Origin of the sequence: Paenibacillus sinopodophylli (genome assembly GCF_005930355.1) — a bacterium.
Taxonomy (GTDB): domain Bacteria; phylum Bacillota; class Bacilli; order Paenibacillales; family Paenibacillaceae; genus Pristimantibacillus; species Pristimantibacillus sinopodophylli.
Genome location: NZ_VDBO01000001.1, coordinates 2,129,127 through 2,154,741, shown reverse-complemented (window position 1 = coordinate 2,154,741; position 25,615 = coordinate 2,129,127). Strand labels below are relative to the sequence as shown.

The window sequence follows — 25,615 nt, the reverse complement described above, 5'->3', positions numbered from 1 at the left end:
TGGCGGAATCATATCCTTTCCTATATTTGAACAAAACCCCATTCGCAGAGGATGCCTATTGAATAGGACACCCTTGCAGATGGGGTTTTTAAGTGAGTCGTTGTGGAATCAGGCGAAGGATGGCTAACCTATAACGACGTTATACTGCTTCAACCAGAGATTAACCTGATACAAATAGGCGAACAGCTGTGGACCGGACATGAGTTGGCCGAACCACGGGATGTTTGACTTGGCAGAATCAGATTCAGCAAGCTCTCGGACCTTCGTCACGTTAATGAGCGGAAGGATAGGAGAAGTAGGGTCGTTCAGAACATCAAGCAGCAGTCCTTTAACCGCGGCCAAATAATTGGGATTATGGGTTTTGGGATAAGGACTTTTTTTACGGGTCAACACATCATCGGGGAGAATGCCACGCAGCGCTTTCCGCAGTATTCCTTTTTCCCGATCACCGGATGTTTTGATCTCCCAAGGGATATTCCAAACATATTCCACAAGGCGATGATCGCAGAATGGCACGCGCACCTCAAGTCCTGCTGCCATGCTCATGCGATCTTTGCGATCGAGAAGCGTTGGCATGAAGCGGGTAATATTCAAATAAGACATTTGCCGCATCTTACGCAATTGCTCGCTCTCTCCATCAAGATGAGGCACTTCTCCAATTGCTTGCGCGTAGCGGTCTCCGATATAGTCAAGCGGCTTGATCCAAGCTGCGACGTCCGGAGCGAGCAGGTCTGCACGCATGGCTGAGGCGAGCGACCATGGGAAGGTGTCGGCATTAAGCGCCTCCTCGCGGTGAAACCAAGGGTAACCGCCAAATATCTCATCAGCTGCTTCCCCGGATATTGCAACCGTCGCATCCTTTTTAATCTCATGACAGAAGAGAAGTAAGGAGGCATCCACGTCTGCCATTCCTGGAAGATCCCGTGCAAAGGTAGCAGCCTGTAAGGCATTGACAAGCTCTGGCGTGTCGAATTGAATCGGATGATGAATCGTTCCTAGATGCGTGGTCATTCTTTCAATCCAAGGGGCATCGCTGTTCGGTTGGAAGGCATGTGCCTTGAAATGTTTGTCATTATCGGTGTAATCCACGGAATAGGTATGGACATCTCCTTGCCCGTTTTCATTGTAATAATTAACGGCCAAAGTGGTCAGGGCACTAGAATCTAGGCCGCCGGACAACAGCGTGCAGACGGGAACGTCTGATACAAGCTGGCGTTCAACGGTATCCTTCAATAATTCACGAACCTGCTCTGCTGTTTCCTCGATGGTCTGCACATGCGGTGAACTCTGAAGCTGCCAATACGTAATGGTTTTGACGCCAGCGTGATTGACGGTCATGCAGCGGCCAGGCCTCAGCTCGCTAATTTGTTTATATACACCGTGGCCAGGTGTCCGTGCCGGGCCGAGTATGAAGATTTCGGCAAGCCCTTCCGCGCCAACCTCAGGCTTCACGGCAGGATGGGCCAATATGCTTTTTTGCTCCGAGCCAAATATAAATAAGCCATCCTGCGTGCTGTAGAACAAGGGCTTCACACCTAGCCGGTCACGCGCAAGAAACAGCTCCTGCTCGGCCACATTCCATATCGCAAACGCGAATATGCCGTTGAATTTTTCTACACAAGACTTGCCCCATTCCATGAATGCAACCAGCAGCACTTCCGTATCGCAATTTGTCTTAAATGTTCTTCCACTGCTTTCAAGCTCCTTGCGAAGCTCAGGCGCATTGTACAGTTCTCCGTTATAGACAACGACAAATTTGTCATCGCCGTTATGGCGTATCATCGGCTGTGCTCCGTTTTCCGGGTCAATGACAGATAAACGGCGATGGCCTAAAGCGCAATGCGCCGATATCCACGTACCGGAAGCGTCGGGACCGCGCGGTGCAAGGGTGTCTGTCATCTTCTCTAAGCTCTCGCTTTGCTTAGTTAGATCACGGTTCCAATCGATCCAGCCCGTAATTCCACACATCGATCTCATTCCTTTCTTTTGCAGGTCTCAAAGTAGCGATAATATCAGTTATATGCAGAAAAAGGGATAAAATGTCTGTCCAACGGGGGATGCTAGAGGTGTAGGCGAAAAGTATTGAAGCAGAAGGGAGTGCGATTAGATGACTGATTTGGAGGCTGGCGGCGAGGAACGCAAGAGCTATTATGTATCTGTTCAGGCGGGACAAATATTAGAGGATCCACAGGCTGCGGCATATGAGCTTGAGGTCAGCTTGAATGAGGAGGAGCACATCAAGCTTCGAGAGCTGTTTGACGAGTTGTCCAGCATGGACGAGGCTGAGATGTTGCATTTCTCCCAGTCGCCATTCGGTTCGGCAAGCGACAGTGAAATCAACGGAGGTTATGACGACCTCATCCAGCAGATTTACAGAAAGCTGCATGAGCGTGGTACGGAACCGACGAAGCGGCATATTGAATCCATGCAGCTGCTGTAGCGACAGCTGGTACGGGCCGCCCTAATCAGGCGGCTTGCTCTTGCTGCTGCAACTTCATTCACACAATGGATACCTAAGGAAAACGACCAATCCTCGTCTATTAAATTGAAACAAAAAATGATATACTTCTACAAAAATAGTGGAGGTTTATCGCTTTGCAAAAGTTGGTTTTTTTCGTAGGAGTAGCAGGTACAGGCAAGACAACGGTAGCTAGGAAGCTGGCAGATCGCATCCCAGCGGCATTTCTAGATCGTGATACGATCGGAGGCAGATTTGTCGAGGCGATTCTGGAGCTTAACGGTTTGGACAAAAGGGACCGTGACTCGGATTACTATAAGAAGCATTTACGTGACTTGGAGTACGATACGGCGAAGGATGTCTGCATCGAAAATCTGGCTGCAGGCCAAAACGTGTTTATGATTTCTCCCTTTACGGCGGAGCTTAAAAATAAGCAGTGGATCGAAGAGGTCGTAACGGCAGCAGGCTTGTCGCTGCAAACGGTGGATATCAAGGTCGTTGTCGTGACGCTGCAAGATATGGAACTCCAAAAAAATCGGATTATCGGACGGCACACCGACCGGGATCAATGGAAGCTAGACAACTGGGGTGACTTTGAGAAACGAATTGAATTCGTACCGCAGATTAACTGGGCTATTCCGGCCTCATCCGTATTCATATTCGATAATAGTGGCGAGTTGACAGAAGAGAAATCCGAGCAATTATACCAATTCGTTAATGATAAGCAGGTTACTATAACGGTTTAGGCTGTTAAATGAGCAAGATAAGCAAAGGGCGTTCCTGATGGATTTTTCCTTGAGGAGCGCCCTTTTTTTGTTGTGTTCTGAGCTTGCATGAATCTACCTATTTATTAACGAAATATCTTTTCAATTGGTGAAGTGTGGTCTTCGAAGCTGCATTCGGCTCACGTGATTTATGGGTGATTATGCCGTGTGTAATTGATAACGGATGAGAAATAGGCAACGATTGCAGCATGCCTGCGGATATTTCTTGTACGACATTCGATGCAGGCAAAAACGAAATGCCCATCCCGCAGCTTACCGTTTGTTTAATCAGCTCCGTACTGGAAAAAGTGAGCTGTTCAGAAGGCTCAACCTTCATATTCATTAATTGTTCGCAGCCATACGTGTGGTAAATGCATTGCTCACCGAAGCTGATAAAGGAGGAGTGCTGCAAGGCTTTCGAGCCCTCCCGCTCAAACTGCTCTTTGAGAAGGGGGGAACATACAAGCAGCAGCTTCTCCTTCAGCAGCGGCGTGAATAGCAGGTTATCCCGTTCAGGAGGCTTTGGCACGATGCCTAGATCGGCACGATGCGTGGCTACAAGCGACGTTATTTCTTTATGAAGCCCTGGTGCAATATGTAGCTTTATTCGTGTGAACTGCTTGAGGAAGGAGGTTAAGAAACGCGGCAAATGAGATACAGCGAAAGATTCCAAAGCCCCGATTCTGACGATGCCGCTTGGCGATTCGGAGTCGGCCATCGCTTCTTCGAGCGATTGTCCGAGTCGAATAAACTGATAGGCATATGGAGCAAGTCGCAGCCCGGCCTCTGTGGGCTCGACCCCCCGCGGTAGACGGTGAAACAGCTTTTTCCCGGTGGAATCCTCCAGATGGCGGATATGAGCAGTTACAGTTGATTGGACATAGCCGAGCCGATCTGCGGCGCGGCTGAAGCTGCTCTCCTCCAGTACAGCCGCGAAGGTTAAGAAGAATCGTCCCTCCCATGATTCGAGCATGCTTGACCCCCTAGGTATTTTGATTTGAAATGAATAGTATCGAAAACATTCAATTTTCAAATGGTTAATCCTATGATAGCATAAGCAGTAAGATTATGGAATGAGGGTGGAGACATGCTGAAATGGATAAATTGGAAACCTTTAGCGGCAGCAGCCGGTGGTACTGCGGCAATTGCCTTGTTATTGTTAATGGGGAACGTGATGTCGCTTGCTTTGTTGATGGCTCCTTTTGGGGCAAGCTGCGTGATTGCTTTCGTACTGCCGGAGAGTCCGTTAGCTAGAGCTAGAAGCATTATTGGCGGGCATTTGGTTAGTACAGCTATAGGGCTGACGATGTTTCACCTTTTTGGAACGAATACCTGGACACTCGCTCTTTCCGTAGGCTTGTCCATTCTGCTTATGCAATACACACGTACGGTTCATCCTCCCGCAGGTGCCGATCCGCTTGTTGTGATGCTCTCGGGAGCGGGCTGGTCTTTCTTGCTCACGCCAGTTTTGTTCGGTGCGGTTGTTATAGCACTTGCAGCTTATGCCTATCGCAAGATGTTGGCCAAGAACGCCGGGGTGGTTAAGCAAAACTAAAGGTGAGGGCACTTGAAATTTTTAGACATAGCAATGCATAGGGTCCATGGCATGGCCCTATGCAATATAGTTCTAAGAAATGAAGCAGTCCGAACGCATGGAGGTTACGTTATGACTATTTTTTCATAGAAATTAGTAACCGCCGAAGCCAAAGCCAGTACCGCGAGAAATAATTACCAGCAAGATAAACAATACAAGGATAAAACCGATGCTGTTAGCACCACCAACATAACCACCCATTAAACATCCACCTCCTAGCAACTTGAGTACAATGTAGGTTATGCGTGGATGGCCTTCTGTGTTTGGGTGTTTGTGATGTAATGATAGTTGCCTATGTCGATTGTGACAAGGTAGTATTTGGCCGTTAGTATTCAGCTGATAAACGAAATAAACCCGCAAATCCCTTGAAGGGGTTTTGCGGGTTTATTTCAATCATCTCGTTTCATTTTCTTATTGATCATTCGTTTTCGATGGTGACGATAATAAGCTCTGTCTCTCACACATATCACACTCGCTCTGAGTTATTCACTCAGCCTGAAAATCACCTCAGAGAAGATTGTGAATGGCTTTCAGGCTGGGTGTTGAGAGATGTGTGTTTTGAATAAGCATATTGATCATCCTTTCGTTATAGTGATCTAATGCGTGATCATATTTGAAGTCCACTTTTACGCTGCTCTAACAAAATACCAATTCTTATCCAGTTTTTTCACTTTGATAAAGTATCCTCCAAAAAGCATTTCATCAGGGGTACTATCATTAGCGGTATAAATAAATCCATCCATATTTCCCATTACTCCACGATAGGTGAAAAAAAGAATTTGAGCACTCTGTCCGTGCCCTTCAGCCCAGATCTCACCACCGCCTTTGGAAAGTTTCTTATATTCCTCTGGCAAACGAATCAATAAATCATTATCAGATGAATTTGGTTTTAATGAGCCATCTAATACCATTCGAACTACATCTTCTCTATCTTTCTTATTTAAGCGAAAATCGATATCTAAAACTATTGAGGTAAAAGGAACAATTGACACCAAAATAAAAATAATGAGATTCAACAGAAAGGGTATTCCGTTTCTTGCCCTATTGACGGATTTACTTACGACAAAATACACAAAAACAATCAGTGAGCACATAAAGAAAACAATAACACCCAATATCTCAATAAATGGCGCCAAAAAGGGAGTAAGGATCTCTACTAAAGTCAAGTGATAGATATTCAGAAACAATATTATCGTTGATCCAATTATTGCGATTGTAAGCATGAAGTAGAATGTTATATTCGATTGGTTATTCTTAATTTGCTTTATTTCATCCTCCAAGAGACACCTCGATAACAAAAGTTTTAAAGTGGATTTCATCTATTGGCTTATTTACGAACTTCACGAAATTTCCATATTTGAAGCATTTGTGACGTGAATGAAACAATCCTGCCCCTTCAATTTGGAAATGGAACATTCTCTGCTGGACCTAGGTTTGTCCTTGTTCGTTAACAGGGTAAGCTTTCTTTCCGGTTTGGAAAAATTAAATTTACCAATCAACCCATAATTTATACGATTATACCATCATGATTGTTGCGTTGTCCTGTTCTTTCATTTGATAACTATGTTCTCATGTAATCATTCGATTAGATTGCTCATCAATAAAGTAGTCAAATCAGTTGTTTCACATGTGTAAAAAAATGTGTAAAAGCAAATCAAAAGTTATCTTACCTAAACAAATTGCCGAGAAGTGAATGCAATAAAAAAACCCGCAAATCCCATATGATCTAGGGTTTTGCGGGTTTATATCAATCATTAAAATGATCTAGGTTAGTCTTAATGGCGTCCCGGGAGGGATTCGAACCCCCGACCAACGCCTTAGAAGGGCGTTGCTCTATCCAGCTGAGCTACCGGGACACAAGAAATAATATATCATAAGCAAACAATTTATTGCAAGCTTTATTTTAAAATATAGGAAAGTATTTCTTTATCCTACACATTCTCTATATGTCTCGGATTGAAACGCACCGCGCCGCCATAGCTCGGCTATAGCCGTTTCTTCTTCTTAATTTGCTTTATTTTGATGAAAATCAACCGAAAATCCGTAAGAAAACGACATTTGTTTTTTCTTTTGACTGTACATGGTATAATCGAACGCAAGATTGTACGTATGAACAAACGGCATGACCATAAGGCGGTGTTATCATTACAACTCCCAATGACACACAAGGCGACAACAAGGACAACGTTTATTTGTTCCCTAGCATGCTGGACCATTATCAGGTACAGTTAACCCGTATGCTAGAAGCGGAGCAATACGGGGAGGCCAAGGAGTTGCTGCGCTTTTTGCTGCAATGCCAGGGCGAGGACGCGCGCCATTATGAAGAGTGGGATAGTCTTCTGACGTGGCTCGACATGGCTTTTCCTGAAGATGGGAATGCAGAAGGCAGTACAGGGTTTATTGTAGCCAAACGGGAAAAGGAAGAAGATGAAGCGACTATACGCGAGCAGCTTCTGAATCCACCTGAACAGGACGAGGCTTATGTGAATCAGGTGCTCTACATCATGCAGAATCATCCGATGATCGATCAGCAGATCCTTGCTCTTGAACGTGCTGCCTACATTCAGTCCCCAGATATGGATGAGACGATTAAAAATTGGCTCTCCACGCAGCAGGTTCATCCCGTCGTACAGTTCAAGGCGCTTCAATGCTTGCGAAAGCGGGGGGCAAGCGGGACCATTGCACTGGAGAGGCTTGGGGAGACAATCGAGCTTGATCTGGAGGCTACACCGCTATCCATGGACGAATTCCCGAATCCGATCATCCGGATTTTGGAGCGGACAGAGCAGGTTGCCGAGGTCGATGATCCGACATTGCCGCATTTTGCAAGAGAGTTATGGAAAGAAAGTTTGCAATTTTTGTATGGTACGGCTGCATATCATTGGATGCTGAGAGAAGACGAGGACACGGTGGATTATTTCGCTGCTGCGCTGCATTTGACGCTGCTGCTCACTGTATACGGCTCGGCGAACGATGACGATATTCGTGATACATACGGCATTACGGAAGGTTTAAGATTCCGTTATGAGCAAGCATGCAAGGCATTAAGACAGGTTGCTGTGCTGCAGCAATCCGGAGATGATGAACCGGAGTCTTGATAATCTGAGCCAGCTTGTTTATAATAGAATGGTTTATGAAACGTGAAAACTACTGATGCATGAGCATTTTCGGAGGGGAAGGCATAAAATGAAAGCAACTTGGGAAAAAATAGACAAGAACATCGTGTCGATCGACGTGGAGGTAGAAGCGGAGAAAGTCACCGTCGCTCTTGATCAAGCATTTAAGAAAGTCGTTCAGAAAGTAAATGTACCTGGATTCCGTAAAGGTAAAGTGCCGCGCGGCATTTTCGAATCCCGTTTTGGAATTGAAAGCTTGTACCAGGATGCGATTGACATCCTATTGCCAGATGCTTATACCGAAGCAGTAAACGAGCACAATCTTGAGCCGGTTGACCGTCCTGAGATTGATGTAGAGCAATTCGCTAAAGGCGAAACGTTCAAATTCAAAGCGAAAGTAATCGTTAAGCCAGAAGTTACACTTGGCGAATACAAAGGCCTAGAAGTTGAAACGGTTGTGGCTGAAGTTACGGAAGAAGAAATCGCGGCTGAACTTGAGCGTCTGCAAACGCGTCATGCTGAGCTTTCGGTTGTTGAAGAAGGCGCTGCAGCAAACGGCGATATCACAGTTATCGATTTCGACGGTTACGTAGACGGCGAAGCATTCGAAGGCGGAGCAGGCGAGCGTTATTCGCTTGAGCTTGGTTCGAACTCGTTCATCCCTGGTTTCGAAGAGCAAGTTGTTGGCATGCAAATCGGAGATTTCAAGGATGTTGAAGTAACATTCCCTGATAGCTACCACGCTGAGCACCTTGCAGGTAAGGCTGCTGTGTTCAAAGTGAAGCTTCACGAAATCAAACGCAAGACGCTTCCAGCTCTTGACGATGAGTTTGCTAAAGATGTCAGCGAATTCGATACGCTTGAAGAGTACAAGAACGATCTTGTCAGCAAGCTTCAAGAGCGTAAAAACCAAGAAGGCGAGCAAGCTCGTGAAGTTGCCGTTGTTGATAAAGCTACAGCAGCTGCAGACGTTGAAATTCCTGAGCCGATGATCGTTTCCGAAACGGATTACATGATCAAAGATTTCGAGAACCGTCTCAAAATGCAAGGCATGAACATGGAACTTTATTTCCAGTTCTCTGGTCAGAATGAGTCTGTTCTTCGTGAGCAGATGCGTGCAGACGCTGAAAAACGCGTTCTTAACAACCTTGTACTTGATGCTATCGCTAAAGCGGAAGGCATTGTTGCTGGCGACGAGGATCTGAACGAAGAGCTTGAGAAGCTGTCCAAATCATACAACCGTCCTTCCGATGAGCTTCGTACAATCTTCACGCAAAACGGTAACCTTAACAGCTTGCAAGAAGATATTGCGCTTCGCAAAACGATCAAGTTCTTGCTTGATAACAGCAAAGCTGTTTAATACACCACATAAGCAAAACCGAATAAATGCTTCATTCAAGGTAAGGCACGTCATTGGTACGTGCCTTATTTTGACCCTACATATGAAATTGTGCTTGACCTGGAGAATAATCTCCGTACATATCGAACGGCCGTCGTCGTATAATGTAAAAGCGGAAAAATGACATCAATACGACTACGTGTTACAATAAGTAAGTAACCAAAGTCATAAACGAAAAGAGGTTGGTCGCATGAATCTGGTGCCGATCGTAGTCGAACAAACGAATCGCGGGGAGCGTTCTTACGATATTTATTCCCGTCTACTGAAGGACCGCATTATTTTCCTTGGGAGCGCAATCGATGATGATGTAGCAAACTCCATCATTGCACAGCTGCTGTTTCTGGCGGCCGACGACCCAGAGAAAGACATACATCTGTACATTAACTCTCCCGGCGGCTCCGTGACTGCAGGAATGGGTATATTTGATACGATGCAATATATTAAGCCTGAGGTGTCCACAATTTGCATGGGCATGGCAGCCAGCATGGGCTCGCTTCTTCTTACAGCGGGTGCCAAGGGCAAGCGTTTCGCGCTCCCGAATGCTGAAGTAATGATTCACCAACCGCTTGGCGGCGTTCGCGGCCAGGCATCGGATATTAAAATCCACGCGGATTGGATTCTAAAAACGAAACAAAAGCTTAATCAAATTTACGTAGATCGCACCGGACAGCCCTATGAGAAAATCGACCGCGATACCGACCGTGACAATTTCATGAGCGCGGAAGAGGCTCTTGCCTACGGTTTGATTGACAAGGTGATTACAGCACCGGTATCGACGATTTAATCGAAGGGGTGATTACATGTTTAAATTCAACGACGAAAAAGGCCAATTGAAATGTTCATTCTGCGGCAAATCGCAGGATCAAGTTCGTAAGTTGGTTGCCGGTCCCGGCGTCTATATATGCGATGAGTGTATCGAGCTGTGCACTGAAATTGTTGAGGAAGAACTCGGTAATGAGGAAGAGCTTGATCTGAAAGATATTCCGAAACCGAAAGATATTCGTGCCATTCTGGATTCTTATGTCATCGGTCAAGAGTTTGCCAAGAAATCATTGTCTGTAGCGGTATACAACCATTACAAACGGATTAATTCGGGCAGTAAAATCGAAGATGTCGAATTGCAAAAAAGTAATATTTTGCTGCTAGGTCCTACAGGCTCAGGTAAAACATTGCTTGCACAAACGATGGCGAAAATATTGAACGTTCCGTTTGCAATTGCAGATGCAACTTCGCTTACAGAAGCGGGTTATGTCGGCGAGGACGTTGAGAACATCTTGCTTAAATTGATCCAAGCTGCGGATTATGATGTGGAGAAAGCTGAGCGCGGCATTATTTATATCGACGAAATTGATAAAGTGGCTCGCAAATCAGAGAATCCGTCCATTACGCGCGATGTATCTGGTGAAGGCGTTCAACAAGCCCTTCTGAAAATTTTGGAAGGCACGGTAGCTTCCGTACCACCGCAAGGCGGACGCAAGCACCCGCACCAAGAGTTTATCCAAATCGATACAACGAACATTTTGTTCATTTGCGGCGGTGCATTCGACGGACTCGAGTCTCTGATCAAACGTCGTATCGGCAAGAAAGTAATTGGCTTCAGCTCAACGGGCGAATTGCAGAAGGATCTGAAAGCAGGCGAATACCTCACTATGGTATTGCCGGAGGATCTGTTGAAATTCGGCTTGATTCCAGAGTTTGTTGGCCGTTTACCTATTATTTCTACGCTTGAGCCGCTTGATGAGCCAGCACTTGTTCGGATTCTATCCGAACCGAAGAACGCGCTCGTGAAGCAGTATCAGAAGCTGCTTGAGATGGACAATGTGAAGCTTGATTTCGAGCCTGCCGCACTCGATGCAATTGCGAAGGAAGCGATCAAACGCAACACAGGTGCCCGTGGCTTACGCGCCATTATCGAGAGCATTATGCTGGAAGTCATGTACGAGGTGCCGTCACGCGACGATCTAAGTACATGTCTCATCACCGAACAAACGGTGCAAGAGAAAATCATGCCAGAGCTTACAGCTAAGAAAAGCAAGAAAAAGGAAGAGAGCGCGTAAGATAGCGTTCAAATAGAAGGGCTGTAAGTTCGGGTGTTCTGCCCTTACTTGCAGTCCGATTACGTAACGAGCGTTTGTCGCCAATGACGACTTTGCCGATTGCGATTGACTACCGTCATTGTTTCCACCCCGCCGCGCAGCACGATTGCTGCCGGTCAAAGGGTGGACTTTGACGTTCATGGGAGAGATAAGCTTATGTATTTGCGTCAAGATACAGTGGCGGTTAAAGTCGGCAATCTAACGATTGGCGGCAGTAACGAGGTCATTATTCAAAGTATGTGTACAACGAAGACAGCGGATGTCGAAGCGACGGTTGCAGAAATTCTTGGCCTTGAAGAGGCGGGCTGTCAGCTTGTAAGGGTCACGGTCAATAATAAAGAAGCAGCAGAAGCGATCAAGGAAATTAAAAAACGCATTCATATTCCTCTTGTAGCAGATATTCATTTCGATTACCGTTTAGCATTGCTTGCGATTGAGAATGGCATCGATAAGGTTCGGATTAATCCGGGTAATATCGGCCGCCGCGAGCGTGTAGAAGCTGTCGTGAAAGCGTGTAAGGAAAAAGGAATTCCGATTCGAATTGGCGTTAATGCAGGCTCATTAGAAAATCATCTGCTTGAGAAATACGGCTATCCAACGCCGGAAGCAATGGTTGAGAGCGCATTGTTCCATATCGGCATCTTGGAAGAGCTTGATTTCCACGATATCATCGTATCGCTCAAGGCGTCTGATGTTCCGATGGCGATTGCTGCATACACAATGGCTTCGAAGGTAATTAAGTATCCGCTCCACCTCGGAATTACAGAGGCGGGCACACTGCACACGGGCACGATTAAGAGTTCTGCGGGTATTGGTGCTTTATTAGCACTTGGTATCGGGAACACGCTGAGAATCAGTCTGAGCGCGGATACAGTTGAAGAGGTGAAGGTAGCTCGCGAGCTGCTCAAAACCTTTGGTCTTATTACGAATGCGGCAACACTTGTATCTTGTCCGACCTGCGGACGTCTTGATATCGATTTATTCTCGATTGCCAATGAGGTAGAAGAGTATATTTCCAAAATCAAGGTGCCGATTAAAGTATCTGTACTTGGCTGTGCGGTTAACGGTCCTGGAGAGGCTCGTGAAGCCGATATCGGCATTGCTGGCGCAAGAGGCGAAGGGATGCTGTTCCGTTACGGAGAGCTTATCCGCAAGGTGCCTGAGGCTGAGCTGCTGTCAGAGCTGAAGAAAGAAATTGACGAAATCGTACGGGTGTTCGACGCAACTGGCGAAATTCCCGGCCGTAAGCATCATGCGCCTGCATAATAAACGAAGAGGCTTGTTGTATCCCTAGTGGATGCGACAAGCCTCTTTTTTGTTCATATAACCGGTCTCTATTGGTGAAGAAGTATAATTTTCGGAGATGGAGGAAAAATATTGGTTACAATATGCGGGAGGTAAAGGCGGGGGTGCAATTGCAGCGGATTAGTCTCAACCAGCTAGGCTCCATGATCATCTTGTTTCTGATCGGAAGCTCCTCGTTGTTTCTACTGGCTAGTGACGCTTCTAAGGATGCTTGGCTCGCTGTAATTGTTGGGATGCTTGGTGGTCTGCTCCTATTATGGGGCGTCAATTTGTTTTTGTACCGCTTGATGCCTGAGATGAATCTAATTGAAATGATTTTTGAACTCATGGGCAAGCCGATTGGTTATTTGATAGGGATCGCTTATGTGCTTTATTTCTGTTACAAATCGATCCGTAATGTTCGAGAGTTCGGCGATCTAAGCATTATGTATTTATTGCCGCAAACGCCGTTGCCGGCCTTAATGCTCATTGTTTGCCTGCTGTCTGCGTTCACGATCTTCCATGGTGTAGATGTTTTTTTTCGGATGGCGGAGGCTGTACTGCCCATTGTCATTATTATTTACATCTTACTGTTTTTGCTTGTTGCAGGCTCTGGCCTGCTCCATTTCGATCATGTGACGCCTGTGCTTGACGAAGGTTTTAAACCGATCTGGGATGCTGCCATTCCTGAACTTATTTCATTTCCGTTCGGTGAGATCGTATTGTTTTTAATGTTTTGGAAGTATACGGAGCATAGAGGCAATATGGTGAGCTTGACTGTAAAATGTTTTCTCTTCTCTGGCTTGTTTATTACGTTTACGAATTTGTTTATACTAGCAGGCCTCGGCAGTCTCGCAGGGACGGTGTCGATTCCTTTGATGCAGCTGACAAACCTGATAGAATTTGCCCGATTTCTCGAGCGGATTGATCCGCTAGTCGCGCTTCTTCTGTTTACAGGTGTTTTTTTTAAGCTAACTGCCTATTACTTCGGAGCCGTTCTGGCCTTGTCACAGATTGTGAACAGGCCTAACAACAAATACATTATTTTGTTAATCGGGATGGTTATTTTCTTTGGATCGTTTTTGTTTAGAAACTACCTGGAGCATATATATGTCGGGTTTCAATATAACGTTAAATATCACTTCCCCATCTTTCAAATTTTCCTTCCCATAATGCTGCTGACACTGGCGATCATTAAAAAGAGACGGAGTGAAAAGGTGCATGCGAAATGAATGAGGAAATTAAAGGAAACCATTCAACTGATGAAAAAGAGCTCAAGCGCTTATCTGCCGATTTGGATCAAAACATTAAGATGGTTACGGATCAGCTAGGTACACAGCCTGATATCATGATTAGACAATTGCATCTGTTTAGTAACAGCAAAGCTGCACTTCTGTATATCGCAGGCATGACGAATGTGAACGCGGTTAACCTGCTCGTCATGAGTATGATATCCGAACCTCCTCTAGGCAGCAGTGAGCAGGTGGAATCACCCTTCGACAGCTTAATGTATCGGTCTCTTGCGGTTGGAGGCATACGCAAGCTTGCGAGTCTTGACGAGGTGCTGCTCGCTATGCTGGAGGGAAACTCGATTATACTGCTTGATGGCTTCTGCGATGCGATTGCCGCCTTTACATGCGGTGTAGAGAAGCGCTCGGTTGAGGAGCCAAGTACGCAGACGGTCGTGCGCGGGCCTAAGGAGGGCTTCACAGAAACGCTGCACGTTAACACGGCGCTGATCCGCAACAAAATCAAGTCGCCCAATTTACGTATGGAATACCGAATAATCGGCCATCAGACCCGAACGACGATTGCCCTCGTATTCATGAAAGGGATTGCGGACGACAAAGTGATTGAGGAGGCACGTCGGCGATTAGATTTAATCGATACGGACAGTATTTTGGAGAGCGGTTATATCGAGGAGTTTATCCAAGACAAGACGTTTACTCCGTTTCCACTGCTGCAAAACTCCGAGCGTCCTGATGCGGTTGCAGCCGGCCTGCTTGAGGGGCAGTTTGCAATTATTGTGGATGGCACACCATTTGTGCTGTTGGCTCCGGTCACGTTCGTGAAATTTTTTCAATCGAGCGAGGATTATTATCAGCGTTATGATATCGCAACCTTTCTGCGAATCATTCGCTTCTTTTCTTTTTTTGCATCGATGCTGCTGCCTTCCATTTATATTGCAATCACAACCTTTCACCAAGAAATGCTGCCTACACAGCTGTTGATCAGTATTGCTGCGCAGCGGGAAGGAGTGCCGTTCCCTGCTTTAATAGAAGCAATGATTATGGAGGTTACGTTCGAAATATTACGCGAAGCAGGCGTAAGAATGCCTCGCATCATCGGCCCTGCAATCTCAATCGTCGGTGCGCTCGTTCTAGGTCAATCTGCTGTACAAGCGGGACTCGTCTCGGCTGCGATGGTTATTGTCGTATCGTTTACCGCAATTGCAAGCTTCGTCATTCCCTCCGTTAATATGGGGACAGCAGCGCGTTTAATTCGTTTTCTATTAATGATACTTGCAGGTACGTTTGGGGTATTCGGTATATTGGCAGGTCTTATGATGTTATTAACGCACTTGTCAGCGCTGCGCTCCTTCGGTGTTCCTTATTTGGCTCCGATAGCTCCACTTGTGCCGGGGAGCCTGAAAGATGTATTCATACGGGTTCCATGGTGGGCAATGAAGAAACGCCCTGGCTTCCAGAAGAAAGAGGCGACTGTGCGTCAGGGGACGCCGAGCAGCCTCTCAGAAACAGACGATGAGCATCCTCAGGAAGGGAGTGAGCAGTAGTGAAACAGCGTATAACGAGCTTACAGGCGATTGTAATCGTCGTAATCTCGATCGTCCCAAGCTCTTTGTTCTATATACCAAGCGTTGTTATTCAAATAGCTAAGCAAGACGGATGGATTTCTGTCTTACTTTCGCTGATTGTTACATTGCTTCTCGCAATCGTGATTGGACATGTATGCAGGGAAGCGAATAGGCATTCATTATTAGCATGGCTCCGAAGCCGGCTTGGAAAAATAATAGCGACGGCAGTGGGTCTAATTTTATGCATGTACTATTTCATAGCTTCAGTTATCATTGTCAGGCAGTTTGCTGATTTCATGTCTACAGAGACGTTAATGGCGACGCCACTAGTTATGCTGGCCGGCATTATTGTGCTCGTATCCGTCTATATCGCTTCGCAAGGTATTGAGTCGTTAGCTCGCGTTATCTTTGTTGTATTTTTGTTTTTTATGTTTTTTGTATGCTTGAACACAGCTTTAATATGGGGACAGAGTGATTTCAAGCAATTTCTCCCCCTTTTAGAGAGCCTGCCTGCTGATCATATGAAAGCAATGCTCATGCCGCTTGGATGTCTCTCGGAAATAGCTGTTCTGCTGCTGCTTGCTCCGTTTTTGGAAACTCCCGCCTCTGGCATCAAAATCGCTTTGTGGAGCACTTTGATTTCTGGTTTGATCTGTGTGGTAGTGACCGGGGTTACCATTACAGTGTTCGGAACGAAAATTATTAGTGCGATTTCCTATCCTGCTTTTGCAGCGATTGGTACGGTTGAAATTAGTCAGTTTATTGAGCGAGTAGATGTATTGCTCGTGTCGGCTTGGACGGCTTCGATGTTTGCTCAAGTCTCTATTTATACATTCGGGTTTTTCCAGATGGTTACACAAACGTTCAAGCTCACCTCGCATTTCAGTCAATATGCGGCTGGAGGTCTCTTGATTCTAGCCACGGCATTGTATGCTTGGCCAAGCAATGTTGTCGTGGCTGAGTTCAGCTACACCACACTAACAATCTACTTTCTGTTGAACAATTATGGGGTATGTATAATGATTTGGTTCGGTCTTCGATTGACACAGTATAAAGCTAAAATAGCCACGGAGAGCTTATGAGCATAACTCGCATCTCGATTGTTGCTGCGGTCGCTATCGTTCTCACTTGTCTATTGACGGGCTGCTGGAGCCGAATTGAGCTCAATGAGCTTGCGATCACATCTGCTACCGCTGTTGATAGGAAGGGGGATGAGTGGTTCGTTTCCTTCCAGGTGCTCATTCCCTCGTCAATATCTTCTGGCATTGGCATTACGGGAGGTGGATCAGGGGCTCCGGTAATTGTATATTCTACGAAAGGAAAGACCATAAAGGAGGCAAACTCACGCAGCTTTTTCGAGAGTCCCCGCAAGCTTTATTTTGCACATAATCGTGTCATTATTGTAAGCGAAGAAGCGGCGCGCCGAGGTTTGAATCCAGTATTGGACGTTTATTTAAGGAATACGGATGCAAGGGAGACTGTCGACGTGCTTATTGCTCCAGGCAGTGCGCGCACCATATTGGAGCAAATGATGCAGATTCAGAAAATCTCTGGAGACGGCATTCGGGAAATCAACCATTTGGAGTCCAAATATACGTCCATTCTGCCTGAGGTGAAGATGTATCAGTTAGCTATGAGTTTGGCGAGCGATTCAGGCAGTGCGCTGCTTCCAGAAGTTTTCTTGTCAGGACATTCTGATGCTGCATCGCTTAAAGTATTTGATCGAACAACGTTGCCAGCCAAAGTAAAACTCGGCCGTTTAGCTGTTATCAAAAAAGACAAAATGGTCGGCTGGCTCTCGCGCAAGGAAGCGCTCGGGGTAGCCTTTCTACGCAATGATGTGAAAAAAACGTCTTTGACCTTCGCTTGTCCGAACGAGGAAAACAAACACTTAACCCTGCAGGTGGGCAGCTCCTCAACAGAGCTTCAGCCGATTCTAAAGGGGGATAAGATGACGGTCAAGGCTCATATAAAAGGAAAAGCCGTGCTGTCCGAGTCAGACTGTGCCTCGATGGATTTGTATAAACCGGAGATTGTTGATGCACTGGAGAAGGCGGCAGTGAAGGAACTCCTAACCTACACCGAGGCAGGCTGGAAAGCGACTCAGCGGTTACACACCGATACTTTAGGGTTCGCTGATCTGGCACATCGGAAATACCGCAAGCAATGGAGGACGTGGAAAAAGGATTGGGATCGCTATTTTGCTGCGATAAAAGTCGAGGTTTCGGCTGAAATTACGCTAACCAACGTCGGTCTGAGCAATCAACCGTTCAATGCGGACGCATTGAGAGAAGGCAAGAAATAAGGAGGTTTAGCGATGAGTTACATAACCATCCTATTTATTATTTCGATAGCCGCAATAGTTGGAGCAGGGTACAAGTTCTTGATTAAGAAAGGACTGTACCGCAACTTTGTTGCCTATTCAGTTATGACGCTGTGGGCGGCTTATTTGTTCAGTTCACAGTGGTATGACTGGCCGATTATTACACTCGTAACACCAGTCACGTTGTTATTTGCTCCGCTCAAGCGGTTTTTGAATATGATGAGCTGGATGAGCTAATCGGCCTAGATTGTAAAATTAACGAAGATTAACGGTTATTACCACTTCTCAGGGGCAATACTATCCAATACGATTGCAGAATACGATAATGGAAAAATAAACAATATTTCCATATATATGATTCATTACCGATTACACGGTTACGACCGTTTACGCTTGAAATAGAAGTATGGTGTGGAAATGTCTCCATGCTGCTTCTATTTCTACGCGAAACGAGTCTTCACCGATTACACGGTTACGACCGTTTACGCTTGAAATAGAAGTATGGAGTAGAAATGCCTCCATGCCGCTTCTATTTCTACGCGAAACGAGTCTCCACCGATTACACGGTTACGACCGTTTACGCTTGAAAGGAGCGGGATGTTATGAGTTTGAGTGTTGTATTGATGTTGATTCAAGTTTTTTTTGCCGTTGTAATCGGCTTGTACTTTTGGAATCTGCTGCGCAATCAGAAGACGAACCGCTCTGCAGTTGATCGAGAGTCGCGGAAAGAAATGGATAAGCTTCGTAAGCTCAGAAGTGTGTCCTTGACGAAGCCGCTTGCGGAGAAAACAAGGCCCCAGGCTATGCAGGACATCGTTGGGCAGCGAGACGGTCTGCGCGCCCTCAAGGCGGCGCTGTGCAGCGCAAATCCACAGCATGTGATCATCTATGGTCCGCCTGGCGTCGGCAAAACAGCCGCTGCGCGCGTTGTGCTGGAGGAAGCTAAAAAAAACGTCTCCTCCCCCTTTTTACCTGAAGCGAAATTTACCGAAATCGATGCAACTACGGCTCGCTTTGACGAGCGTGGAATTGCGGATCCGTTGATCGGCTCTGTTCATGATCCGATTTATCAAGGTGCTGGAGCGATGGGGGTGGCCGGAATTCCGCAGCCAAAGCCGGGAGCGGTCACGAAAGCGCATGGCGGTATATTGTTTATTGACGAAATAGGTGAATTGCATCCCGTTCAGATGAATAAATTGTTAAAAGTGCTGGAGGACCGCAAGGTTTTTCTAGAGAGCGCCTATTACAATTCAGAGGATTCCAATATCCCGGTGTATATCCATGATATATTCCAGAACGGCTTGCCGGCAGATTTTAGGCTTGTAGGCGCTACAACGCGCTCACCGCAGGAGATTCCACCAGCTATCCGCTCTCGCTGCATGGAGGTGTTCTTCCGTCCGCTGCTTGCAGTGGAAATTGGACTCGTCGCCGAAAATGCAGTGAAGAAAATCGGTTTTGCACCTTGCCCGGAAGCGATTGAAGTCGTCAAACGTTATGCGACAAACGGCCGTGAGGCTGTAAACGTCATACAGCTTGCTGCCGGTGTTGCATTGTCTGAGAAAAGGGACAGTATTACTGCAGGAGACATTGAGTGGGTGGTGAACAGCAGTCAGATCCCACCGCGCCCGGATCGCAAAGTGCCTGATGCTCCGCAGGTTGGCTTTGTGAATGGCCTTGCCGTATATGGACCTAATATGGGAACGCTGCTTGAAATCGAAGTAAGTGCGATTCCAGCGGCAGCCTCTAAAGGTCAATTTACAATTACAGGGGTTGTTGACGAAGAGGAGCTTGGCGGGGGCTCGCGTACGCTTAGAAGGAAAAGCATGGCCAAGGGATCTGTCGAGAATGTATTGACTGTATTACGGCGCATAGGGCTGAACCCGCAGGATTTCGATCTGCATATTAACTTCCCTGGCGGCACGCCAATCGATGGACCATCTGCCGGTATTGCGATGGCAACGGCCATAACATCAGCGATTAAGGGCATTCCTATCGATAATAAACTGGCGATGACCGGTGAAGTAGGCATCCATGGAAATGTGAAGCCCGTTGGCGGAGTGCTTGCGAAAGTTGAGGCAGCTTTTCAAGCTGGAGCGAATACGGTCATCATTCCGCGTGAAAATTGGCAAGCGATATTTGCAGACTTGGAAGGTTTGAAGGTAATCCCAGTCGAAAAAGTAGAAGAAGTGTTCAAATACGTTTTTCCTGGGGCCGAGAACTCTTCGGTGCGGGTGGAAGCCCCTTTTGGAACCGATCTTTTTATCGCTTCTGCCGTTCCCTATTTGCAGGCTGATTCTGTAGAATGATAAACTAAGGTAGATGTTAACAATTGGAGGTGCTGGTGTGGGACCTAATAAATCGAAAGGTCGTCGGCTGCCCTTGCTTCCGCTTAGAGGGCTGCTCGTTTATCCCAGCATGGTGCTGCACCTTGATGTGGGTAGGGACAAATCGGTTCGGGCGCTTGAGCGCTCGATGGTCGAAGACCATATGATATTGTTGTGTTCACAGTCTGAAGTGAACATTGAGGAGCCGACGGAGGAAGATATTTATAAAGTCGGCACGATTGCGAAGGTAAGGCAGATGCTAAAATTGCCGAATGGGACGATCCGCGTATTGGTAGAGGGCGTGTCTCGCGCGGAGATTTTGGATTATTTGCCGAATGATGAGTTTTATGAAGTATCTGTGAAAGAACTGCCCGAGCAGGAGACGGATGATCCTGAGGTAGATGCGCTCATGCGTTCTGTGCTGAACCAGTTTGAGCACTATATCTCATTATCGAAAAAAGTGACGCCCGAAACGTATGCGGCAGTATCGGACATCGATGATCCAGGCCGGCTTGCGGATGTGATTACGAGCCATCTGTCGCTCAAGATTAAGGATAAGCAGGACATTCTCGAAACAGTTGATGTTGGCGAACGACTGGAGAAACTTCTTGATATTCTGAATAACGAGCGCGAGGTGCTTGAGCTCGAGCGTAAAATCAACCAACGTGTTAAGAAACAAATGGAAAAAACGCAAAAAGAATATTATTTGCGTGAGCAAATGAAGGCGATTCAGAAGGAGCTTGGTGAGAAGGAAGGCCGAGCAGGAGAGGTCGAGGAGCTGCGTTCACAGCTTGCAGAAGCAGGCGTTCCTGATCAGGTGAAAGAAAAAATTGAGAAAGAAATCGACCGGCTCGAAAAAATGCCATCTACCTCTGCGGAGGGCGGTGTCATTCGGAATTATATCGATTGGCTTCTATCCTTGCCTTGGAACAAAACGACTGACGATGACCTCAGCTTAAGCAAAGCCGAAGAGATTCTGAATGATGACCATTACGGGTTAGAGAAGCCTAAAGAGCGGGTTCTTGAGTATTTGGCTGTTCAACAGCTTGTGAAGCAGTTGAAGGGTCCGATTCTGTGTCTGGTAGGACCTCCGGGTGTTGGTAAAACATCGCTGGCGCGTTCAATTGCTAAGTCGCTTGGCCGTAAGTTTGTAAGGATCTCGCTCGGCGGCGTACGTGATGAAGCGGAAATTCGCGGTCATCGTCGCACGTATGTAGGGGCTATGCCGGGACGGATTATTCAAGGAATGAAAACGGCAGGCTCGCTTAATCCTGTATTTTTACTTGATGAAATCGACAAAATGGCTATGGATTTCCGCGGAGATCCAGCATCGGCTTTGCTAGAGGTGCTTGACCCCGAGCAGAACAATACGTTCAGCGACCATTATGTAGAAGTGCCTTTCAATTTGTCTAATGTGATGTTCGTTACAACAGCCAATGCGCTGCATAACATACCTCGTCCACTTCTTGACCGGATGGAAGTATTGTATATCCCAGGATATACCGAACTGGAGAAGCTTCAAATTGGTACGCGCTACCTGCTGCCTAAGCAGAAGAAGGAGCATGGGCTTACTGAGGAACACCTGGTTATCAAAGAAGAGGTTTTGCTACAGCTAGTGAGAGAGTATACTAGAGAGTCAGGTGTCCGTAATTTGGAGCAGCAAATTGCTGCCGTGTGCCGCAAGGCTGCGAGGCATTTCGTATCCAAAGAGCAGTCCGAAATGCTGGAGCCTCTTGAGCTGACGAGTGAGTTGTTGAAGGAATGGCTCGGTCCATCAAAGTTCCGTTACGGCCTTGCTGAGAGCGAGAATCAAATTGGTGCGGTAACGGGTTTGGCATGGACAGAGGTTGGCGGAGATACGCTTGTTATCGAAGTAACGGTAATGCCGGGTAGCGGAAAGCTAACGTTAACTGGTAAACTAGGTGATGTCATGAAGGAATCGGCCCAGGCAGCGTTCAGCTTTACACGTTCGAAAGCGACCGAGCTTGGCATTGATCCGGGCTTCCATGAGAAGAACGATATTCATATTCATATTCCAGAGGGCGCCATTCCGAAGGATGGTCCATCTGCAGGCATCACTATCGCAACAGCTCTTATTTCAGCCCTTACCAATCGCTATGTGAACAAAGAAGTGGCGATGACGGGAGAAATAACGCTTAGAGGCCGTGTGCTGCCGATTGGCGGTTTGAAGGAGAAATCACTTGCCGCGCATCGAGCGGGAATTCGCACGATATTGTTGCCGAAAGAAAATGAACGGGATTTAAGGGATATTCCCGACAGCGTACGTCATGATATGCAATTTTTTCCTGTTAGTCATATGGATGAAGTTCTGCAGCATGCGTTGCTTCCGGTTCAAACGGAGGAGAAGGCAGGTACAACGATTTTATGAAAATTACACAAGCCGAATTTATCATCAGTGCAGTAAAGCCACATCAATACCCAGAGGACGCCTTGCCAGAGATTGCTCTGGCAGGGCGTTCGAATGTAGGAAAATCTTCATTGATTAACAAACTTATTTTACGCAAAAACTTAGCAAGAACAAGCTCGCAGCCTGGGAAAACGCAGCAGCTTAACTACTATCGGGTGAATGATGCGATTTATTTGGTCGATTTCCCTGGCTATGGCTATGCGAAGGTATCGAAGACTCAACGCGTGCTGTTCGGAGAAATGATTGAGCGTTATATTCAAGGCCGCGAGCAGCTCAAGCTGCAGCTTCTCGTTATTGATATTCGCCATGAGCCGTCGGAACAGGATCAGCAGATGTACAAGTGGCTGAAGCATTATGAAATCCCAACTTGTATTGTCGTGACTAAGGCGGACAAGATTCCGAAGTCGAAATGGGACAAGCATATGAAGATGGTTAAAAAGACGCTTGAGACAGACCCGCGCGACTCGGTTGTTTTATTCTCATCCGAATTGGGTATTGGAAGAGAGCAGCTTTGGGATATTATTAACGAAGCGATTGCTACATGAGGTAGCAAGAGCAGCAAGTTCTTATATAAAGCAGAGGATACAGTGAAAAAGTCGGCATTACTCGTGAATTCTACCGTTATTTTGTGGAATATGCGAGAATATCGAGGATGAGCGGCAGGAATAAAATGTTCAGATCACGTATAATATACTTAAGCAACAAGATCAGAGTTAAAAGTCCAAAGCGTGCAAGTTCAAAGAATTGAGGAGATTTTTATGGCTAAGCGGCTAGCCACAGAGTATGTAAATGCCAAACTGCAATTGACGAATGAAGAGATGGCTAAGTTTATCCAGTTGTTTGAAGAGCAACAAATTCACCTTCAGGTGCTTGTGCTCGACAATGGGAATCAGGAGCTTGTTCTCGAAGACGTGGCAGGGAGGGAAGAAGTCCGACTGACCTTTGAACGTCAACAAGACTATTATGTATGCGTACTATCTTGCCGTCTTGTTCAACCGAGGCTGACCAATGCTATGCGAAAGGCACTGTCTGCTTTCCGCGGCAACGCGATCGTCAACCGAATCTACAGTCATTATACGATGATCTATCATTATAAGAATGGTTCTGTTCACCAAATTGTTGAAAGCTCCAATACGGGAGAACGTGTCGTATTCGAGTTCAAAGACACACTGGGTCAGTTGGAACGGGTATTCCGCAGTCGGCTTATCGAACGTGAGATCGGCTTGCTGAGCAGCGCTGTCAATGAGCTGCTCGACCTTCGCAACCAAACGAAGGAAGCTGGCGAAATTCGTAAGATCGATGAGCGTCTTACCGATTTAACACACAAGCTGTTCATTCTTGAAGCGTAATGGGTTAAGAATAAGCACATGAAGGGAGCCGCCGCTGCGGCTCTTTTTTTGTTTGTGTAAAGTGCAACATTTTATGCGTTTTTGCAGTTAGTAGCAAGGTAAGGGAAATTAAGCTCGCATAAACAGACATCATATAGGAGATGAACGAAGATGAATCAAACCAAACGTTTCAAACAGTTCGCAATTGGAATATCCTTTGCGCTTGCCCTTTCATTGACAGCATGCAGCAACGAGGCAACCAATGTCGAAGCAACGCAGCCTGTGGCTGAAATGCCAAGCGAACAGCCAAGCACAGAACCAACGGGAGCCCCAAGTCCAGAGCCCACCTTGGAACCGACCAAGGATTCAGAGCAATCAGGCAATGGCGCAGCCGAGCATGGTTCTGAGATGTCTACATTGATTGGTTCTATTTATGATCTTGCCAAAGATGGTAAGGTGGCAGGCAGCGAATATGCAGCTCATTCCTCGCTCTTCGACGAAATCGAGCTGAAGTGGGGCAAGCCGGAAACGAATGAATCAGCGGGCAAAGGCATGTACGCTACCTACAAGGACAAGGGCATTACGTTTGGATATAACAAAGGCATGGTTGTTTTTGATGTAAGGTCGTATTCAGACAAATTGAAGAACATCACGCTGAAGGATCTTGATATTGCGCTCGGAACGGCAGAAGAGAAAACGGTCAGCGGAGATGACGAGATATATACGTATGAGGTTAATAAACAATATCAGCTGAAATTCGTGATAACAAAGTCTACCGGTAAGGTGGATCATATTTCGGTTTACAGCGCCGACGATACTAAAAATAATATGGCTGGATAATCAGGACACCGTTACAAGACAAGTTTCGATGTCATACATTGAAAGCGGGGCTGGCGCCAATAAGGTTTTTACGCCCCTAGAAAAAAAACTATTGCATTTATCTCGGATAGATGTTATTTTTATTCTCGTTGAAAACATTGTTGATGATAATAATAGGAACCAGGATTCACTCAGGACATAGTTATGTTGCGAGAGATTAATCCCTCGAGAAGTGAATGACGTAGGTCCTAGCGGATGAAATTTTTCAAACATTTTATTCCTAGGAAGGGGGAACCGGAGGATGGAATACTCAACTTTCGGAAGACACGTTGCTGTTGATACTTGGGGTGTAGACTTTGATCTACTTAACAGCGCTGAATTTTTGCAATCACACATGGTAGAGGCTGCTGAAGCATGTGGTGCTACTGTATTGTCGGTTCAAGCAAAACAATTCGATCCTCAAGGCGCAACTGTACTCGTGCTGTTGTCGGAGAGTCACCTCTCGATTCACACGTATCCAGAGAGAGGCTTTGCTGCATTAGACTGTTATACCTGCGGTGAAACTGTAGATCCTCAGCTTGCGATCGACTACATGCTAGCTGTATTGAAGCCAAAAGCGACTTATGCGAAGAAGCTTGTACGCGGTATGGGTGAACTGCAAGTGGAAGAGCCACAAATGAAACAAACTGAGCTCGTTTAAGAGCTTTAAAACTTATTATTCATAGCGAGATAACCATGGAGAACATCCATGGTTATTTCTTTGTATGAATAGGGAATAATGAGTCTGTACTTTTCAAATATTATTCATAAATGAACATTATCTGAATATCGAACTATGCTATAATAAGCGATAACATCAGTGGCTTA

At 46.3% G+C, this 25,615-nt stretch carries 23 protein-coding genes and 1 tRNA gene; 19 read left to right on the top strand and 5 right to left on the bottom strand.

All coding sequences use genetic code 11. From position 1 onward, the window contains the following. Nucleotides 1-123: 123 nt before the first annotated feature. Complete coding sequence (gene asnB / locus FGT79_RS09525) at nt 124-1,968, bottom strand: asparagine synthase (glutamine-hydrolyzing) (RefSeq protein ID WP_138752432.1); 1,845 nt, start codon at nt 1,966-1,968, stop codon at nt 124-126. A 139-nt stretch (nt 1,969-2,107) separates the two neighbouring features. Here asnB and FGT79_RS09520 point away from each other — a divergent pair, with 139 nt between their 5' ends. After that, entirely contained in the window at nt 2,108-2,440 is a 333-nt protein-coding gene (locus tag FGT79_RS09520) for a hypothetical protein (RefSeq protein WP_138752431.1), read from the top strand. Between the two features lie 155 nt (nt 2,441-2,595). Then, complete coding sequence (locus FGT79_RS09515) at nt 2,596-3,204, top strand: P-loop nucleotide/nucleoside kinase family protein (RefSeq protein ID WP_138752430.1); 609 nt, start codon at nt 2,596-2,598, stop codon at nt 3,202-3,204. Nucleotides 3,205-3,301: 97 nt separating this feature from the next. Here FGT79_RS09515 and FGT79_RS09510 read toward each other — a convergent pair whose 3' ends face one another. Continuing rightward, entirely contained in the window at nt 3,302-4,195 is an 894-nt protein-coding gene (locus FGT79_RS09510) for a LysR family transcriptional regulator (RefSeq protein WP_138752429.1), read from the bottom strand. 114 nt (nt 4,196-4,309) lie between these two features. Between FGT79_RS09510 and FGT79_RS09505 the strand changes: the two genes are divergently transcribed. Beyond that, nucleotides 4,310-4,777: an HPP family protein gene (locus FGT79_RS09505; protein ID WP_138752428.1), complete on the top strand. Its 468-nt coding sequence runs from the start codon at nt 4,310-4,312 to the stop codon at nt 4,775-4,777. A 132-nt stretch (nt 4,778-4,909) separates the two neighbouring features. Here the strand turns inward: FGT79_RS09505 and FGT79_RS31620 are convergent, their stop codons facing one another. From FGT79_RS31620 to FGT79_RS09495, 3 genes are all read right to left on the bottom strand, one after another. Further along, on the bottom strand, nt 4,910-5,017 hold the full coding sequence (locus FGT79_RS31620) for a dihydroorotate dehydrogenase (RefSeq protein ID WP_212758534.1): 108 nt from the start codon (nt 5,015-5,017) through the stop codon (nt 4,910-4,912). 425 nt (nt 5,018-5,442) lie between these two features. Further along, nucleotides 5,443-6,096, bottom strand: coding sequence for a hypothetical protein (locus FGT79_RS09500; protein WP_138752427.1), 654 nt, complete (start codon nt 6,094-6,096; stop codon nt 5,443-5,445). A gap of 499 nt (nt 6,097-6,595) precedes the next feature. Continuing rightward, nucleotides 6,596-6,672: transfer RNA gene (locus FGT79_RS09495), tRNA-Arg, on the bottom strand. Between the two features lie 417 nt (nt 6,673-7,089). Between FGT79_RS09495 and FGT79_RS09490 the strand changes: the two genes are divergently transcribed. From FGT79_RS09490 to speD, 16 genes are all read left to right on the top strand, one after another. Next, the gene (locus FGT79_RS09490) at nt 7,090-7,914 is read left to right on the top strand and encodes a hypothetical protein (RefSeq protein WP_246096245.1); all 825 of its coding nucleotides are present in this window, start codon (nt 7,090-7,092) and stop codon (nt 7,912-7,914) included. Nucleotides 7,915-8,002: 88 nt separating this feature from the next. Next, the gene (gene tig / locus FGT79_RS09485) at nt 8,003-9,292 is read left to right on the top strand and encodes a trigger factor (RefSeq protein WP_138752426.1); all 1,290 of its coding nucleotides are present in this window, start codon (nt 8,003-8,005) and stop codon (nt 9,290-9,292) included. 229 nt (nt 9,293-9,521) lie between these two features. Further along, entirely contained in the window at nt 9,522-10,115 is a 594-nt protein-coding gene (gene clpP / locus FGT79_RS09480; protein ID WP_053374767.1) for an ATP-dependent Clp endopeptidase proteolytic subunit ClpP, read from the top strand. A 16-nt stretch (nt 10,116-10,131) separates the two neighbouring features. After that, a complete protein-coding gene (gene clpX / locus FGT79_RS09475) occupies nt 10,132-11,388 on the top strand; it encodes an ATP-dependent protease ATP-binding subunit ClpX (protein WP_076271649.1) in 1,257 nt (418 codons plus the stop codon). Between the two features lie 195 nt (nt 11,389-11,583). Continuing rightward, nucleotides 11,584-12,693: a flavodoxin-dependent (E)-4-hydroxy-3-methylbut-2-enyl-diphosphate synthase gene (gene ispG / locus FGT79_RS09470; RefSeq protein ID WP_138753016.1), complete on the top strand. Its 1,110-nt coding sequence runs from the start codon at nt 11,584-11,586 to the stop codon at nt 12,691-12,693. 143 nt (nt 12,694-12,836) lie between these two features. After that, complete coding sequence (locus FGT79_RS09465; RefSeq protein ID WP_246096243.1) at nt 12,837-13,943, top strand: GerAB/ArcD/ProY family transporter; 1,107 nt, start codon at nt 12,837-12,839, stop codon at nt 13,941-13,943. Beyond that, entirely contained in the window at nt 13,940-15,505 is a 1,566-nt protein-coding gene (locus FGT79_RS09460; RefSeq protein WP_171056149.1) for a spore germination protein, read from the top strand. The genes FGT79_RS09465 and FGT79_RS09460 overlap by 4 nt, the downstream gene beginning before the upstream one ends. Further along, nucleotides 15,505-16,608, top strand: coding sequence for a GerAB/ArcD/ProY family transporter (locus FGT79_RS09455; RefSeq protein ID WP_138752424.1), 1,104 nt, complete (start codon nt 15,505-15,507; stop codon nt 16,606-16,608). Before FGT79_RS09460 ends, FGT79_RS09455 begins: the two co-directional genes overlap by 1 nt. Continuing rightward, nucleotides 16,605-17,831, top strand: a complete 1,227-nt coding sequence (locus tag FGT79_RS09450; protein ID WP_138752423.1) for a Ger(x)C family spore germination protein — start codon at nt 16,605-16,607, stop codon at nt 17,829-17,831. The genes FGT79_RS09455 and FGT79_RS09450 overlap by 4 nt, the downstream gene beginning before the upstream one ends. 12 nt (nt 17,832-17,843) lie before the next feature. Then, complete coding sequence (locus FGT79_RS09445; RefSeq protein ID WP_138752422.1) at nt 17,844-18,086, top strand: hypothetical protein; 243 nt, start codon at nt 17,844-17,846, stop codon at nt 18,084-18,086. A 365-nt stretch (nt 18,087-18,451) separates the two neighbouring features. Next, entirely contained in the window at nt 18,452-20,155 is a 1,704-nt protein-coding gene (gene lonB / locus FGT79_RS09440) for an ATP-dependent protease LonB (RefSeq protein WP_138752421.1), read from the top strand. A gap of 37 nt (nt 20,156-20,192) precedes the next feature. Beyond that, nucleotides 20,193-22,562, top strand: coding sequence for an endopeptidase La (gene lon / locus FGT79_RS09435; RefSeq protein ID WP_138752420.1), 2,370 nt, complete (start codon nt 20,193-20,195; stop codon nt 22,560-22,562). Further along, nucleotides 22,559-23,146: a ribosome biogenesis GTP-binding protein YihA/YsxC gene (yihA, locus tag FGT79_RS09430; RefSeq protein WP_138752419.1), complete on the top strand. Its 588-nt coding sequence runs from the start codon at nt 22,559-22,561 to the stop codon at nt 23,144-23,146. The genes lon and yihA overlap by 4 nt, the downstream gene beginning before the upstream one ends. A gap of 213 nt (nt 23,147-23,359) precedes the next feature. Beyond that, nucleotides 23,360-23,950 (top strand): non-ribosomal peptide synthetase module, encoded by a 591-nt coding sequence (locus tag FGT79_RS09425; RefSeq protein ID WP_138752418.1) that lies wholly within the window; start codon nt 23,360-23,362, stop codon nt 23,948-23,950. Nucleotides 23,951-24,100: 150 nt separating this feature from the next. Further along, entirely contained in the window at nt 24,101-24,769 is a 669-nt protein-coding gene (locus FGT79_RS09420) for a DUF4309 domain-containing protein (RefSeq protein ID WP_138752417.1), read from the top strand. 280 nt (nt 24,770-25,049) lie between these two features. Continuing rightward, nucleotides 25,050-25,448 carry an adenosylmethionine decarboxylase gene (speD, locus tag FGT79_RS09415; protein WP_138752416.1) on the top strand — a complete coding sequence of 133 codons (399 nt, stop codon included), beginning with the start codon at nt 25,050-25,052 and terminating at the stop codon, nt 25,446-25,448. Nucleotides 25,449-25,615: the final 167 nt, after the last annotated feature.